We start from the raw sequence: 14,798 nt of genomic DNA, 5'->3' as shown, positions 1-14,798 counted from the left end.
TGATATTATTTTATAATGTTTATAGTACTGCCTGCTCGTAAATTAATCTGGCCGGTGGTAATAACTCTGTCACCTTCGTTTAAACCTGAAAGTACTTCAACAAGGTCGTTTTGTATAATGCCCGTTTTAATTATTTTAGTGACGGCTTTTCCATTACTTTCAATAAATACATAGGGGTCTTTGCTGTCATTGATAAGTGAAGATTTAGGAATCTGCAAGGCTTCTTTTTTAGAAACAATGTTAAATGAAACTTGGACATCTGTACCTCCTTTAAGCAGAATGCCTTTTTTCTCTGAGATAAGTAGATCTATTTGATAATTGTGATTGCTGTCAGACACTGAGCTGATATAATTAATTTTTCCCTTGAAGGTTTCTTCTCCGAACAAGGGCGAGGTAATTACAGCTGATTCTCCAGTTTTTAATTTATAGCTCATCTGCTGATCTACAAAAACGGTAACTTTAACTGCTGCCGTATTGCTTATAGTTGCAATAGGGCTGCCGGGGCTGACAAACTCCCCCTGTTTAATCATATGGGCGGAGACTGCGCCGCTCAGAGGCGAAATGATTATGGAGTTTCGGATCTGCTGCTGGATCAGCCGTATCTGTATTTCTGAATTTTCAAGTTTATTTACAGCGTTATCGAATTCATTTTTAGCAGTGAGCATATTTACCTGAAGTCCGGCATTGTTTTCAAAGAGATCTCTGGCGCGGTTGTAATCGTCAAGTTTTTTGGTCTTGTTAATCGCTGCAAGGTTTCTTTCTATCTGTGCATTTTTTAAATTTATTTGCAGTATGCGTGTATCAAGCCTCCCGATAACCTGTCCCTTCTTTAACTCCTTGCCCAGATATAAATCCAACAGGGCGATCATACCGCTGTTTTGTGCATACAGCATGACCTGGTCCAAAGGCTCAATTGTTGCGGGATATTGATCATTGGTTTTCAAAGGGGAGATCTTTGCAGTCATAACTGATACGGCCACAGGGATATCTGTCCTGTCCACGGGTCTGGCGGACTCATTGATTTTCTTTTTGTTGCCTGCAAGGACAATAATTATAGGTAAAATTACCACTAAGCAGAACGATGCCAGTATAATCAAATTCCTTTTTTTTTGATTTGGATTTTTCATACGTTGTAGATTTAATTTTCTGTAATAAATTGTATTTAAAGTTTAACGGATCTGGCTCATAAAGCTTAGAAGCGATCCTTTTGATTTTTGGTAATCCATCTGGCTGATCATAAGATTGTATAAACTATTGATGTAATTACTTTGGGATTCCTTATATGCCAGATCGTCATTAAGGTAGTCTGTGAGATTTGTAACCCCTCTCTGGTATTGATAATCGGTGACATCCAGTAATTTTTTTGCCAGCACCATATTATCCTTACTGCTCATGTAAGAGCTGTACGCAGTGCCCATCGCTGTTTTTGCATTGTCAAAACGTAATTCCAAGTTTTGTTTATTGATTTTAAAATTCAGCTCTTCATTTTTAAGTTTTAACTTTTCTTCCTGAACTTCGCTTTTTCGTTTAAAACCGCTGAAAATTGGTACATTAAGCGAAAGACCTACATAAGAGAAAGCACTCCAATTGTTAAAACTGTTGGAAAAATCATTATTCAGCGCCTGCTGTCCAAAACGCCCCACTGCAGATAAAGTGGGAATAAAAGAAGCTTGTTTGGTCTTCAGGCTGTATTTCTGAAGTTCCAGTGACTGTTCACCTATCGCGGTTTCGGTCAGATTATCCAATACTAGATTTTCATCAAAATTTCCCGCGGCCAGAAGCTCATAGTTAACGGTAGGAACTATATCAAAATTCTCTTCTGCATCCATACCCATGGAATTTTTCAGTATGTTCAGGGCCAGTATTTCTTTGGTTTGCGAATCTTGGATCTGATAGGTTGTCGTATTGAGGTTTACCTGTACTCTGTCAACATCTTTTTCCAGTACTGTTCCTTTCTCGTATTGATATCGAAGTACTTTAACCATCTGTTCATATTTCTGCTGGTTGGATTTGAGTATGTGCAGTTTTTCTCTGTATATTAATACCTGGTAGTAAGCTGTTCCGGTATTATAAATCAATAATTCCTGATTTTGTTTCTGCTGCAGAACACTTATCTCAGCATAGGGCTTGGCGGCTTTGATCCCGGTTATTTTAGATTGGTCATAAATGATCTGCTTTACATCTACGGCTGTGTTGGTATTATACTTGGTGCCAAAAGTAATTTCTGATGGATCCGGGCCCAGGATTCCAGCAGGCAGCACATTGGTCTGGAGCTGAATGTTATTGAGCATAGTGGCAGAACCAGATACCTGGGGAAGATATTCCGAAAGGCTCTGCCATGATTTTGCTTTTGCTATGGCAACATTATTTTGCTGCACAAAAAGAGAAGGATGATTCTTTAATGTATAATCAATACATTGCTGCAATGTAAATTCTTTCTGCGCATGGACCTTAAAGGCAAGAAATAAGATTAAAATTTGTTTTTTCATTATCATTTTTTTTCGTAGAAGCATTAATTTTGATGCAAATTAAACGTTGCTCAAGCAGTGGTAAAAGCGCTTTCTGCTCTAAACGGGCAAAATTTGAAGTGAAGCGGGCGGGATATAGTTTAGTGGAAATCATGCTCAGAGACCCTGAAGATTTCAGATAAAGCTCAAGATTAACGCTGTGTTCTTTTCGAGATTGGTTTTGGTTGGTTGAGAATTCATTTTGCCTGTTTTAAGACTGCCACGGGAGCAGGGCGGGAGTAATGTTATAAATTTGTAATAGTTAAAGTGTTTTTAAAATAAAAAATAGAAACTGTTATGCCCTTAATTTTAAATGTGAAAAAAAACATGCAGTTCCAAAAGATTGACTGGAAACTCGGAGCGCTTTCATCTATTCTTTTCTCCATGATAGCATTCTCATTGTTTCTTATCAGAATGGATGAGATTCGATGGAATGACACACTGCTTGTTGTGACATTTACATTTTTATATTGCTTTTTATGCTGGCTGATCCACAGCTCCCTTTTAAAAAGGAACAATCAATTAAAATTTGACAATAAGCAGAAAAGATATGCTGCGCTGAGCATTATGGCAGCTGGTTTTTTAATTTTTGGATTTGATCTGATCTGCGGTTTTTTTTCAGATAGAATTATCTTATTTAATCAATTCTCTTATCAGATTCACGGTCCTAAAAAATATTTTGGGATGCTTTTGAGAGCAGAACTCCTTAGCTGCCTGTATTATTTTATTTTGTATTATACACATATCCTGCGCGAAAAACAGCAGCATGCAATAGAAATTGCAAAATTGAAACAGGCGCAATTGGAAGCTAATCTGTCTTCTTTAAAGGAACAGCTGAGCCCGCATTTCCTATTCAACACACTCAGTACACTCAGTACACTGACTCGGGAAGAAAATGTAAAAAATTATGTATCGGAATTAGCCAGTGTATACCAGTATGTTGTACTCTACGAAAAGAAAAATAAAGCTTCATTGAAAGAAGAGCTTAAATTTATCGAATCATATCTTTATATTTTAAAGACAAGAATGGAAAATGCTATTATGATCTGTATAAACGTAGATGAAAATATGAAAAAGACAGTTCTGCCTCCTTTAACGCTGCAGCTTCTGATCGAAAATGCAATCAAGCATAATATTGCCTCCATGGCAAGACCCCTTAAGATTGATATTTACATTAAGGATGAAGAATTTTTGGTTGTATCCAATAATTTTCAGCCTAAGATTTCAGTACAGCATTCTACAGGAATTGGTTTGGATAATATCATGCAGCGTTATAATTTGCTGTTTAGCCGTGATATACATATAATAAACAATGCCAATGAGTTTACTGTAATGCTCCCAATTATAAGACCATGAAAATACTAATTATAGAAGATGAAATAAAAACGGCCAAGGAACTGCAGAGAATCCTGCTTTGCTTTAAGGGCTTTGATATCGAGATTTTAGCAATTATAGACAGCGTTGAGGAGAGCCTGCTGTACCTTAATAACAACCCGCACCCGGATCTTATATTCTCTGATATTCAGCTGGCTGATGGTTTATGTTTTGAAATATTCAATAAAATTTCCGTCAAGAGCCCTGTTATATTCTGCACTGCTTTTGACAGTTATATGATGGAGGCATTTGATGTCAACGCAGTAAGCTACATTTTGAAACCTGTCTCGGTTCAGAGTGTAGAGGCAGCTCTGCAGAAATTCAGACTTATGCAGGAAGCCTTTGAACCGGAAAAAGCAGCCCGCACTATAAGTGCACTTGGACAGCAGATGAAGTCTAATTATAAAATAACACTTCTGGTTGAACAGCGTGAAAGAATTGTACCTTTAAAAGTAAATGATATAGCTTTTTTTTACCTTGATAAGAAAAATGTGGTAAAGATTACGACATTAAACAGCCAGCGCTATTTTATGGCCTCCAGTTTAGATGAGGTGGAAGGTACTATTAGCCATCAGCAGTTTTACAGAGCAAACCGCCAGTTCCTCATTAACAGGGATGCTGTTGAATCAGTAGAGCGGTATTTTTCAAGAAAACTGGTAGCTAAGTTATCTGCTGAAGTACCGGAGATTATTATAATCAGCAAGGCAAAAGCCAGTGATTTTCTCAGATGGCTTGAGGGAGGGTTTGAAGCTGGATAATTAAATTTATAAATTTAGATTTTCTAATCAAAGTTCAGCAGATAATCTATTTTTTAAAATTATGCAGGAAGTTATCGGCATTGGGTTTATGCTGTATTTTTGCTGACCCGGACAAAAAATAAAAACCTTTTTTCAAATGCGCAATGAAAACTTTAAGCTGCTTATATGATCAATGAAAATGAATTAAAAGAAGGAATAATTGAACATTAAAATGGGATGATCGAATTGAGCAGGTTTTACTTTAATTGCTATGAATGCTTCGTTTGGAAAAACGAATATAGTTTTTTGAGCGATAAATAATGGATGTTTTTCGGATTTATTTAAATTTTTGGTTTAATATATTTTCCGATATTTAAACGGGTAGAAAAAACAAATGGTATCCTGCAGCCAATTTGAACATCGAATCAGCAGGTCTTGGTTTTGCTGATTATTGGTTGTTCTTTGAAACGATTTACCAAGCTTGCTGTGGTAGATTGTAACTATTTGTTTTTAAGTAATTTTTGATAATGTGGGGTTTTATAGTGCGGAGGAAGAGGTTCCGCTTTGAATTATTAAAAACGCTAGTAAATAATGGGCTTAATATATTATTTAAGAATAGGTACAGAAAAAAAGTGTACCTTGATTTTTAGCCAATTTCTGTAGCCAAATATTGATTGAATTATAGCTTTTGAACTTTTCTTAAGGATTATTGTGAAGACTCTTGATTAATGATAGTCATTTAAGGTGTCAAGATACTTTGTTTATCCGTTCTGTGGGAATATTTAGCGAATTATAGATGCGGCTACGATATACAAACCAAAAACTGTAGATTAATGTAAAGGTGCATTTTTGCACCCGTACATTATGTTAGAATAATTTACGCGGGGTATTTTCGCTTAAAAATTACAACTAACTCTTTTGGATAAGATAAAATCAAGTCCACTTTTCCCTGCTTAATATAAAATAATGTTTATAATACTTAAAGTATTATTCACGATTTAAGTTTCATGAAATATTGGTGAAATTTTAAATTATTGAAATGTACTTTTTATTTTCTTTTAAAATAGGACAAATTTAATAGCAAAAATTTAAAAATCTAAATTAAACTGATTTATCACATTTAAATCTAGTTCTTCATCCTCATATTTACCAGATAAATAATCTTTTTCAAATGAAGCATCCTTTCTAATTCTTAAATCAAATAAACTTTTTATTTTAGTCATTCCAAATTTATTCTTTCGAGCTATTATAATTTGATCTCTTCTGAATAATCTATTACCTGGATTAATAAAAGACGAATTATGGGACGCTATAATTAACTGAGCATTTTTCGGATTATTTCGTTTCGAATTAAAAAGTCTAATAATACCCTTGCAAAGTTCTGGATGAAGCCTGGAATCAAATTCATCGATTATTAAAACTGTTCCATTTAAAAGAGTATCGACTAATGGACCTGCTAAAGCAAAAAACTTTCTTGTTCCCAAAGATTCATTAGAATTTAAATCGAAAAATTCGTCACTTACAATTTCTTTTTTTTCGTTATATACATCATGCTTCGTACGTACAATATTATTCTCGGGATTATTTTTTAAAATAATTTTTTGAAGTTCCTTTGGTATGTCTGATTTGGCTAAGAGGTCTTCCGTGGCTACTCTCTCTACTGTAAGTTCTTTAAATCCTAAATTTGCACTTCTTAAAAGGGTATTTATAAAACCATTTGATGTGTTATCAGTTAACATTCTTGCAGTGAACTCACTTGACCCAAGATCATCCATGCCGTTAAGGAAATTAATATTTCTAAATTCTTTCATGATTGAAGTTGCAAGTGAGTCATTAAATTGTGCGCATACAGACAAAAACAGAGCATTCTCTCTAGTAATTTCAAAAAGCTTTTCATTTGTTTTGTCTATTTTTTTTCCTCTTATTATATCTTGAAATTCTCTTTTAAAAAGTACATATTCTTTCGTTTTTATTTGATAGTATAAATATTCAGAATGTACCCTTTTAGTATCTACTTCAAATCCATATCTGTATTTTGTGCTATCTATTATAAATTCTAGCTCAAAAGAACTTGGTTTATTTAGTGTTTCTGTTGACAACTTAAATCTTTCTACCATAATCTCCTCTCCTGAAGTTGAATCTTTTGAAGATGTTAAAACAAATCGCTTCATAAAATTTAAAGCCCCGAAAAGATTACTTTTTCCGCTAGCATTTGCTCCATATATTATTAGGCTTTTTAAAAGGCATAAATCATTATTGATTGGTGAATCAAAAATATTGTCCTCTCTGTATTCAGTTAGAGAAGATGCAGAAAAGCTTATAGATGTATTTTCCTTAAAAGATAAAAAATTACAAACCGAAAATTTTACGAGCATTACTTGTATAAATAAAGTTAATTTAAAGCAAAAATACGAAAATATGAGAGAATTACGTAAAAAAGATCAAAAAAAAATCCAACCATAAAATATATTATTGTATGTTTGCACGAAATAATCTCATTTATGTTTAAAAAAAAATAGTAACATAATGTTTTTGAAAGCAAAATAATCGATTAAATCGCGTAAAATCCGATAAAATGCATATTTAAAACATGTATTAGGTATTGAATAATTACAGATATAACATACTAAAATCGTCAAATCCTTTATGTCGTGAAGTTAAGGGAATATTGTTTAACACTAAATTGAAAAAAGATGGCAACAAATCCACCTAAAGACAATTCTAGAAAAGGAGCTGTAAAAGACAGAACTCAATTTCAAAACCCAAAAACAGGTTTATGGACTAAAAGAGATTCTGAAACTGGTCAGTTTATGGATGTCAAAACTTCAAGTTCTGCTCCTTTTAAAGGGATAACCAAAGAAAAATAACACCAAAAAAATCAATGAAGAAGGTTAATAGCTTTTTCAATACAAATGAGAATGATATGAATACGTAAAAGAAGAGTTTGACAATAAATCTTAGTACCAAAGATTACATAGTTCACTTTTATTTGTATCAATCAACTTAAAAACTAAATTTAACTAACCAAAAAAGAGATAAAATGGCAAGAGATTATGCTGAATTAATAAAGAGAATAAATTTAAGAAGCAATCCTGATTCTTATGCAAGAACAGTTATGTTTTCCGAAAATAAATTAGGATCGAAGCTTTACAAAAGTCTAAGTGTAGATTACGACGTTACAAAATATGTAAAACAAGCAATGCAGGGAGTAGCTCCTGAATATACACGAAATAGTAAATTGGCAGCTGATCAAATAGAAGCTCATCTTAAAAAAAGTCATGGAAAGGAAGTTCATTTTGAAAGACAGGGTTCAGTAATGACTAATACTCATATTCTAAAAGATAATGATGTTGATTTAGTGCAGATTACTAATAAATCAAGTAAAATTGATCATCATAGATTAAAAAAAGCTTTAGAAAAACCTGCCCAATTGAATAGTCTAGAAATAAAAAATCTTAAAAAACACTTTGATGATTTTCGTGCATATGGAGGAAATCAATTATCTGATTTAGGTCTTTTAAGAAAAAAATCAGAAGAAATTCTTATTTCAACTTACAAAGAAGTAGACATTACTAAAGAAAATTGCATTTATGTTAAAGTCTCGTCGCCTAAAAGAGATGTAGATGTGGTAACTGCTACCTACTATAAAGGAATCGATTACATGAAAACTAATAAAGACTATAGAAGGGGTATACAAATCTACAATAAAAAAACCGATAGTATTGGAGATGTTGATTATCCATTTTGGAGTATCCAACGAATTAATGAAAGAAGCATACTGACTAGTGGACGACTAAAAAACATGATTCGATTTCTAAAAAATGTGAAATACGATTGTGAAAATGTAGATAACAAGGGAAGTATTAGAAGCTTTCATATTAATGCAATATGCTATAACATCAACGTAAATAGATATCAATATGACCATTATTTAGATTTAGTTTCGGTTTTAAACGATGAAATTACCCATATTCTAAGTGATAAATCATATAGAGATAAAATAATGTCAGTAGATGGTACAGAAAGTATTTTTGAAGTTAACTGTAATGAAAAACTTGTTGAATTAGAGTTTTTGCGTCAAGAAATTGATTCAATTTTAGCTGATTTATCAAATCAAAATTTACTAATTGGTTAAATTATATGATAATGCTAAAAATGACAAAATTAACAAAATGGTTTTCTACAAACATTTGGATAATAAAATGGAGTAGTTATATCTTAAATACAGTATCAATTATTATTGTATTATTATGGCTTTTTAAATCAATGATAGAAGATAATCTTAAAATCAAGTTTATTATTGATTTAGAGGCTTTATTTGCTGTAACCACTGGATTGCTGGTTGTAATAAATCAAATTTTAAGAAAATTGCTTAAGGATGCAGAGTATTCTCCTGCCTATGCTTTAGCTGTAGGGTATGTTAACAATTTCATTGCACCAGTTATTACGCAATTGAAGGAGGATGGTGTTAAAAATCCAAAATTATGCATTTATCGACCTTTTCATTTCGATGAACTAACTTCTGAAAATGTTGACAGAGTAAAAGCAGATTTAGTTCATAAAAAATACGAATTAACAGAAATAAATTTAAAATTAAAAGGTGCCAGAGCAAGAGATATACTAACTCTAAATAAAAAAGCAAAAGTACATTCATACTTTGATTTTCCAAATACACTACTTTCATTATACGGATATGTAGATTATAAAATTGAAAGTAAAGCAAATACAAACGTTGAGAAAATAAAGAATGATCTTATTGCTGACTTAATAGAACAGTTTTATCTTAAGATTGATGAACTGATTAAGTCAAAAAGCTTGAAGAATAACATTTCTTACTGTGATAGGAAACTTAGTTCTTTGTAAATAATTATTCAAAGTTTCAACAAAAAGCCTCGATCTTAAGAAAATCGAGGTTTTCAATAGTTGACTTTGGCTGTTCACTTCAACTAAGTTAGAAAGTATCGTCAGAGAGTATAGTAAATTCTTTTTAATTAGAAATTCATACATTTTCGTTAGCTGTGTTCTGCAGTAAAAATCTATAAATATATATTATAATAAGTCAGGCTTATTAGAAGAAATTAAATTTCTGTCTTCTTGAATTAAATTTAAAATTAGATAATGTGAAACAGAAGCTCTAGAAACTAAATGATTAATTTTTATAATACCATTTTATGATTGCAAAAAGTGCAATTTGTTTTGGAGCATACTTTTGTGGTGGAATGTTTATCATTTTTTTATTGTGGAGAAATATGTAGTTATCATTTTATTTTTCGTAATATCTCCGAATATTAATGATAATATTCGTTCTGAATTATGAAAGGTTTGGAAATAAATTTATACCTACGCAAAATCTTTGCGTACTTCTTGAAAATCTTTGAAATGTAAATAAAAAGATCAATAAACAGTTTTTACAAAATTTTTATGGAACAACAACCTTTAAATGAAAATGTTTCGCAAGCTGATTTAACCCAAATATTTCAAGCGATAGATATATTGAACAAGCAATTGAACGATACGGCCGTTGAGATCTTTACAAATGAAACACAAAGAAAATTACTTTCCAAACCAAGTCATTTTATGTTTTCAATTGTTCACAGAGCAATAGAATTAAATAGAGGATTTAAAGCTCTAACCGAATCCAACAACTGGATAACCGCAATAAACTTGTTAAGGCTTCAAGCAGATAACTGCATGAGATTGTACGCTATGAGTTTGGTTGCAGATCGATTGGATTTTTATAATCGAATTCAAAATGGAGAACATATTAGAAATATAAAAGATGCGGAAGGTAATAAAATGACTGATTTATATTTATCTCAAAAATTAGACACCATTTATCCTGGATTTAGATTGTTATATGAAAACACAAGTGGATTTATTCATTTTTCAAGTGAACACATAAAATTGAATACTGACAGAGTAGACAATGGTGAGGAGTTTATGATGTACATAAGATTAGGTGAGACGACGGAATTTTCGATAAATAAAAAAGTAGACTATGCTTTTAATATGTTTGTTGTAAGTAAAGAGTTGTCTAAACTTCTAAAGGGTTATAAATTGCATATGATAGATTTTATGAAACAATTTGATTAAAAAAGAGACTATTCGAGCTTTTCGGACAACGTCTTTTATGCGCTGTAAAGAGTAAAAGAAAACGGGTATTTATACGGTGGTTTTATAATTTGTAAAATAACTATTTTTCAAATATAAATTATCGATTATGGAAAATCCGAAGAATGCACTTAAAGTAGTCTCAATCCCGCTATAGTAATAAAACGTTAACTGAAAATCATACCTCAGATTGATGATCAAACATTCATTAAAAAAGTAATATTTATGGCATTAGATTATGAAAAAAGGTTACAAAATCTCAGAAATAGACGATATGACGAAGATCTAAATGAATCTGCGCTTACCAAGTCATTTAGCGCATCTGATATTCCTAAAAATGTAAAATACCTTATGGAATCGATGCAGCGCTTAGGAAATAAATATAACGATAGAACTAAAGAAGCTGCGAGTAGAGTCAAAAATCATTTAGAACAGAATTTTAGCCTGCACTTCGGACGTGACTATCGAAATCAAGGTTCAGTAATGACTGATACTAATATAAGAGTTCACAGTGATTTCGATTTACTTACAATTGTTAATCGATATCATTATCCTGGAACTGGTGTGCCAAACGACAATCCTTACACGGAGTCAGATCCAAATATCGATATCAAAGATCTACGTAAACAGGCAATTAATATACTGGAGAGTCAGTATGATATTGTTGACACCTCTGGCGAGAAAAGTATATTTATTTTCAACAAAGCATTGAATAGAAAAGTTGATGTAGTTTTTTGTTTTTGGTACAATTCAAAAGACTATGAGGATACTAAAAATGAGTACTATCGTGGAGTTTACTTATATAATTTCAAAACAGGCTTAAAAAAATTAGATTTCCCTTTCGCGCATATCAGTCAAGTAAATTCTAAAGGCGACGCGACAAACGATGGATCTAGAAAAGCAATAAGGCTTTTAAAAACTTTGAGATCGGATAATGACGATATTAAACTGAATAGCTTTGTACTAACAACTGTCGTTCATGCAATTGACAATTCAAAACTATTTTACCAGGCGGGAAAAGAAATCTCGATCGCAAAAGTACTTAGTATACATTTGGAAAAGTTAATTAGAGATGGAGACTATAGGAGGTCGGTTAAGAGCCCGAATGGTACAGAACAACCGTTAACAGATGAGTTCATTAGCGGATTAAAACTTTTAAAGTACGATCTAGATCAACTTATACAAGATGTGGAAAAGGAAATCTATTATTCATATTTTGAAAAAGGACAACTAATTTATTCTTAATTTTTATGAGACGAAAAAAAATCTTCATAGGTTCTTCTTCCGAAGAATTGGCTTTAGCCGAAGCTGCGAAAATAGTTTTAGAAAGCGATTTCGACGTTGTTATTTGGAATGAAAGCGTTTGGGACAATGCTATTTTTAAAATTAATAACAACTATTTAAATGATCTTATAAGAGCGTCATTACAATTTGATTTCGGAATACTTCTAGGCACAAAGGATGATGAGGTAAATGTTAGAGGAACGCAATATCTTCAACCAAGAGATAACGTATTATTTGAGCTTGGTTTATTTATCGGGAGACTTGGCTTAAATAATTGTGCATTTGTAATAGATAAGGATATTAAAGTTCTGTCAGACATAAAAGGAATTTCTTTATGTCGTTTCGAAACAAAAAATGTTTCGTCATTTAATGAAGCTATAAAACAGACAAAAGAATTTTTTAAAAATCAGCAAGATTCTGAGATAAATTTCTTCCCTTCCTCTACTCTTTCCTCAGTCTACTTCGAAAATTTTATCAAACCAACTTGCAATCATATCATTAGTAATCAAGGGATCTTGCACAATGACGGCAAGAAATACGAAGAATGTAAGATTAAAGTTATTATTCCAGAGCGACTTAGTAGTGACGTCAACATGCAATTTCAAAAACTTAAAAATAAGTTCCAAACGAAAAAATTAACCTTTGATTATGCTGGACGTCCTAGAAATATTGAAGTTCAGGCAGAAATAAAGGACGAGAAGTTATATGTTATTGATTTTCCAACAGCACTTTCAGGTATAAACTATGCCATAGCAAATTTATTACCTAATGACTTTAATAAGCTCAGTCCAGACTATGACGCTATAATAGATAGAGAATTTGAACGATTCATTTACACTTTAAAGAAATTGGCATTAAGAGATGGTTTTGACACATTTTTGGAAATCATAAAGGAGAAAGAGATTTGATCTCTAGCTAATCGCCGTTCCAAGAAATTGCCGAGTTTTTGATAGCAGGAAGTTGCGTTTTCACGAAGAAAAATAAAATATACATTTTCTTAATTATTCTAATATCTCGTGCACGAAAAAATAGAGTATAGAGGCTGCGTAATTACAGATTATTTAAGTTATTACTCTGAAACTATAGACAAGCTTTTAAATGAAATATTTGGTGCAGGTATTTTTTAGCGGGAGAGAAAGAAGCTAAAAGAATATTTTAGGTAAAAATAAAAACTACTGATTCCGCTCTTCCAAATGTCTTATAAAAGTGGCGTTTATATCTAGAGCTCTGAAGTAGAATAGTAGTTTCCATGTACTATTAAATTTACCAACAATTTTATGCTGAGGAGGGTAGAACGTAACTAGATGTTGTTTTGATGTGTTGTATTTTTTTTTTGGTATTTTGCAAATAAAAATGGATAGATTTGATGTATGTTTGTTAAGTATAACTTACGATTTCCAACCATTATAGAATTAAGTCACTTTTTACCATTCTGTAAATATTTATGGTTTATAAATAAATTGCAATGCATTTCTCATACATATCTAGTCCAATACGCTGGCTTTGTGTTATTTGTTATGCAAATTATAAAGTAAGCTCTAATACCTAAAGAAACTATGCTCAAAAAAGAAGAATTAAAAAATATTGTTTTTATATCAATAGCCTTAGCTGCAATTATTGCAGTTTCTTATTTATTTATATTAGCTCTAAAATTAGAATTAAGTAATGTCGTTAGAGCAGTTAGTTTTGGTATTACTGTGACCACTTTTTTTTGGACATTTTACTTTACAAAAGGTTGGAAATGGAAAATCTCTAATTGGATATTTTATCGTCCAAATATTAATGGAACTTGGTCAGGATTTATAATTTCTGATTATATAGATGATAAAGGAAATAAAGTTCCGCCAATTGAATTTTACATTGTTGTGAGACAGAGTTTTATTAGGATTCATTTCACAACGTTTACTAAAGATTTTGTTGGTGTTTCATATGCAGAAACTTTTGCTTTGAACGAAGATAAGGGACTGAAAAATTTAGCTTATCTTTATAAAAAAGACTCAACTCAAAATAATGATGAACATTTGAGAGAAGGAGCTACAGAATTAAGATTGATAATTGGCAGCGATGAAAAAAAGTTAGAAGGCAAATACTGGAGCAATACCAAAACGCAAGGAACTGTTTCTGTAAAACAAATTAGTAAAGATTATGTTGATTCTTTTAGTGACGCTCAAAAAATGAAAAATGCGTAATATTTATATAAGAATAGATTGTGATAATGTTGGCGACAAAATTGAATTTGCGCTATATAATAACGATCCAAAGGCTGCTCAAGAAATAAGCGATTTAATAAAAATTAATATAAAATGGCTTATAGAAAAAATAAACCAAATTTCTATGGGCAAAATTCTACTTGTCGGTTCGGATGATATTTTATTTGAAACAAATGAAGAGTTTTTTAAGTTGGAAAAATTAGAAAATCTCAAACAGGAATTTTACATAAATACTAATATCACATTAAGTATTGGAATTGGATTTTCAATTATTGATGCTTTAACTAATTTGAAGATCGCTAAGATTTCTGGTAAAAATAAAATCATTTTAAATCGGCACTATAGCTAACACGCTTTACAAGAAATTTAAGTATTTTACTAACTAGAAAAATTAGTTTATATTTGGAAGATTTGGCAATTTCCCGCTCCGCAAAGTGTTCATTAATAAACGTAAATGTCACTGATTGCGTTTTTCTTTTTTCTAAATAAACGTAAAAATTTCAAAACTCATTGACTTTCATAAACAAATCAATGTTAAAACATTAAACTCCTTAACAAGAATCTCTTTGCTATAA

General features: G+C 31.5%; 13 protein-coding genes. 10 read left to right on the top strand and 3 right to left on the bottom strand.

Annotated features, from left to right (window positions below):
- Positions 1 to 5: 5 nt before the first annotated feature.
- Entirely contained in the window at positions 6 to 1,127 is a 1,122-nt protein-coding gene (locus P0R33_RS06460; RefSeq protein WP_276174750.1) for an efflux RND transporter periplasmic adaptor subunit, read from the bottom strand.
- Between the two features lie 42 nt (positions 1,128 to 1,169).
- The gene (locus P0R33_RS06455; protein WP_276174749.1) at positions 1,170 to 2,489 is read right to left on the bottom strand and encodes a TolC family protein; all 1,320 of its coding nucleotides are present in this window, start codon (positions 2,487 to 2,489) and stop codon (positions 1,170 to 1,172) included.
- A gap of 345 nt (positions 2,490 to 2,834) precedes the next feature.
- Here P0R33_RS06455 and P0R33_RS06450 point away from each other — a divergent pair, with 345 nt between their 5' ends.
- Together P0R33_RS06450 and P0R33_RS06445 are read left to right on the top strand one after the other, a co-directional pair.
- Positions 2,835 to 3,863, top strand: a complete 1,029-nt coding sequence (locus P0R33_RS06450; RefSeq protein WP_276174748.1) for a histidine kinase — start codon at positions 2,835 to 2,837, stop codon at positions 3,861 to 3,863.
- Complete coding sequence (locus P0R33_RS06445; protein WP_276174747.1) at positions 3,860 to 4,639, top strand: LytTR family DNA-binding domain-containing protein; 780 nt, start codon at positions 3,860 to 3,862, stop codon at positions 4,637 to 4,639. Before P0R33_RS06450 ends, P0R33_RS06445 begins: the two co-directional genes overlap by 4 nt.
- A 1,067-nt stretch (positions 4,640 to 5,706) precedes the next feature.
- Here the strand turns inward: P0R33_RS06445 and P0R33_RS06440 are convergent.
- Entirely contained in the window at positions 5,707 to 6,993 is a 1,287-nt protein-coding gene (locus P0R33_RS06440) for an ATP-binding protein (protein ID WP_276174746.1), read from the bottom strand.
- 318 nt (positions 6,994 to 7,311) lie between these two features.
- On the opposite strand from P0R33_RS06440, the gene P0R33_RS06435 reads away from it, so the two are divergent.
- The 8 genes from P0R33_RS06435 (at position 7,312) to P0R33_RS06400 (ending at position 14,572) form a co-directional block, all read left to right on the top strand.
- The gene (locus P0R33_RS06435) at positions 7,312 to 7,485 is read left to right on the top strand and encodes a hypothetical protein (RefSeq protein ID WP_276174745.1); all 174 of its coding nucleotides are present in this window, start codon (positions 7,312 to 7,314) and stop codon (positions 7,483 to 7,485) included.
- Between the two features lie 173 nt (positions 7,486 to 7,658).
- Complete coding sequence (locus P0R33_RS06430) at positions 7,659 to 8,753, top strand: hypothetical protein (protein ID WP_276174744.1); 1,095 nt, start codon at positions 7,659 to 7,661, stop codon at positions 8,751 to 8,753.
- A gap of 20 nt (positions 8,754 to 8,773) precedes the next feature.
- Positions 8,774 to 9,481 (top strand): STING domain-containing protein, encoded by a 708-nt coding sequence (locus P0R33_RS06425; RefSeq protein ID WP_276174743.1) that lies wholly within the window; start codon positions 8,774 to 8,776, stop codon positions 9,479 to 9,481.
- Between the two features lie 558 nt (positions 9,482 to 10,039).
- Positions 10,040 to 10,711 carry a hypothetical protein gene (locus P0R33_RS06420; RefSeq protein WP_276174742.1) on the top strand — a complete coding sequence of 224 codons (672 nt, stop codon included), beginning with the start codon at positions 10,040 to 10,042 and terminating at the stop codon, positions 10,709 to 10,711.
- A 369-nt stretch (positions 10,712 to 11,080) separates the two neighbouring features.
- Positions 11,081 to 11,974 carry a hypothetical protein gene (locus P0R33_RS06415; protein ID WP_276174741.1) on the top strand — a complete coding sequence of 298 codons (894 nt, stop codon included), beginning with the start codon at positions 11,081 to 11,083 and terminating at the stop codon, positions 11,972 to 11,974.
- A 5-nt stretch (positions 11,975 to 11,979) separates the two neighbouring features.
- On the top strand, positions 11,980 to 12,921 hold the full coding sequence (locus tag P0R33_RS06410; RefSeq protein ID WP_276174740.1) for an STING domain-containing protein: 942 nt from the start codon (positions 11,980 to 11,982) through the stop codon (positions 12,919 to 12,921).
- A gap of 648 nt (positions 12,922 to 13,569) precedes the next feature.
- A complete protein-coding gene (locus P0R33_RS06405) occupies positions 13,570 to 14,202 on the top strand; it encodes a hypothetical protein (RefSeq protein WP_276174739.1) in 633 nt (210 codons plus the stop codon).
- The gene (locus tag P0R33_RS06400) at positions 14,195 to 14,572 is read left to right on the top strand and encodes a mCpol domain-containing protein (protein WP_276174738.1); all 378 of its coding nucleotides are present in this window, start codon (positions 14,195 to 14,197) and stop codon (positions 14,570 to 14,572) included. Before P0R33_RS06405 ends, P0R33_RS06400 begins: the two co-directional genes overlap by 8 nt.
- Positions 14,573 to 14,798 lie beyond the last annotated feature (226 nt).

Source organism: Flavobacterium sp. YJ01 (assembly GCF_029320955.1).
Lineage (GTDB): Bacteria > Bacteroidota > Bacteroidia > Flavobacteriales > Flavobacteriaceae > Flavobacterium.
The sequence above is the reverse complement of the archived record's forward strand: the minus strand, read 5'-3'. Positions and strand labels throughout refer to the sequence as shown.

Bases quoted from the DNA above. Each gene is read 5' to 3' on its own strand.
- P0R33_RS06460 (WP_276174750.1), bottom strand. From the start codon at position 1,127: ATGAAAAATCCAAATCAAAAAAAAAGGAATTTGATTATACTGGCATCG.
- P0R33_RS06455 (WP_276174749.1), bottom strand. From the start codon at position 2,489: ATGAAAAAACAAATTTTAATCTTATTTCTTGCCTTTAAGGTCCATGCG.
- P0R33_RS06450 (WP_276174748.1), top strand. From the start codon at position 2,835: ATGCAGTTCCAAAAGATTGACTGGAAACTCGGAGCGCTTTCATCTATT.
- P0R33_RS06445 (WP_276174747.1), top strand. From the start codon at position 3,860: ATGAAAATACTAATTATAGAAGATGAAATAAAAACGGCCAAGGAACTG.
- P0R33_RS06440 (WP_276174746.1), bottom strand. From the start codon at position 6,993: ATGCTCGTAAAATTTTCGGTTTGTAATTTTTTATCTTTTAAGGAAAAT.
- P0R33_RS06435 (WP_276174745.1), top strand. From the start codon at position 7,312: ATGGCAACAAATCCACCTAAAGACAATTCTAGAAAAGGAGCTGTAAAA.
- P0R33_RS06430 (WP_276174744.1), top strand. From the start codon at position 7,659: ATGGCAAGAGATTATGCTGAATTAATAAAGAGAATAAATTTAAGAAGC.
- P0R33_RS06425 (WP_276174743.1), top strand. From the start codon at position 8,774: ATGACAAAATTAACAAAATGGTTTTCTACAAACATTTGGATAATAAAA.
- P0R33_RS06420 (WP_276174742.1), top strand. From the start codon at position 10,040: ATGGAACAACAACCTTTAAATGAAAATGTTTCGCAAGCTGATTTAACC.
- P0R33_RS06415 (WP_276174741.1), top strand. From the start codon at position 11,081: ATGGAATCGATGCAGCGCTTAGGAAATAAATATAACGATAGAACTAAA.
- P0R33_RS06410 (WP_276174740.1), top strand. From the start codon at position 11,980: ATGAGACGAAAAAAAATCTTCATAGGTTCTTCTTCCGAAGAATTGGCT.
- P0R33_RS06405 (WP_276174739.1), top strand. From the start codon at position 13,570: ATGCTCAAAAAAGAAGAATTAAAAAATATTGTTTTTATATCAATAGCC.
- P0R33_RS06400 (WP_276174738.1), top strand. From the start codon at position 14,195: ATGCGTAATATTTATATAAGAATAGATTGTGATAATGTTGGCGACAAA.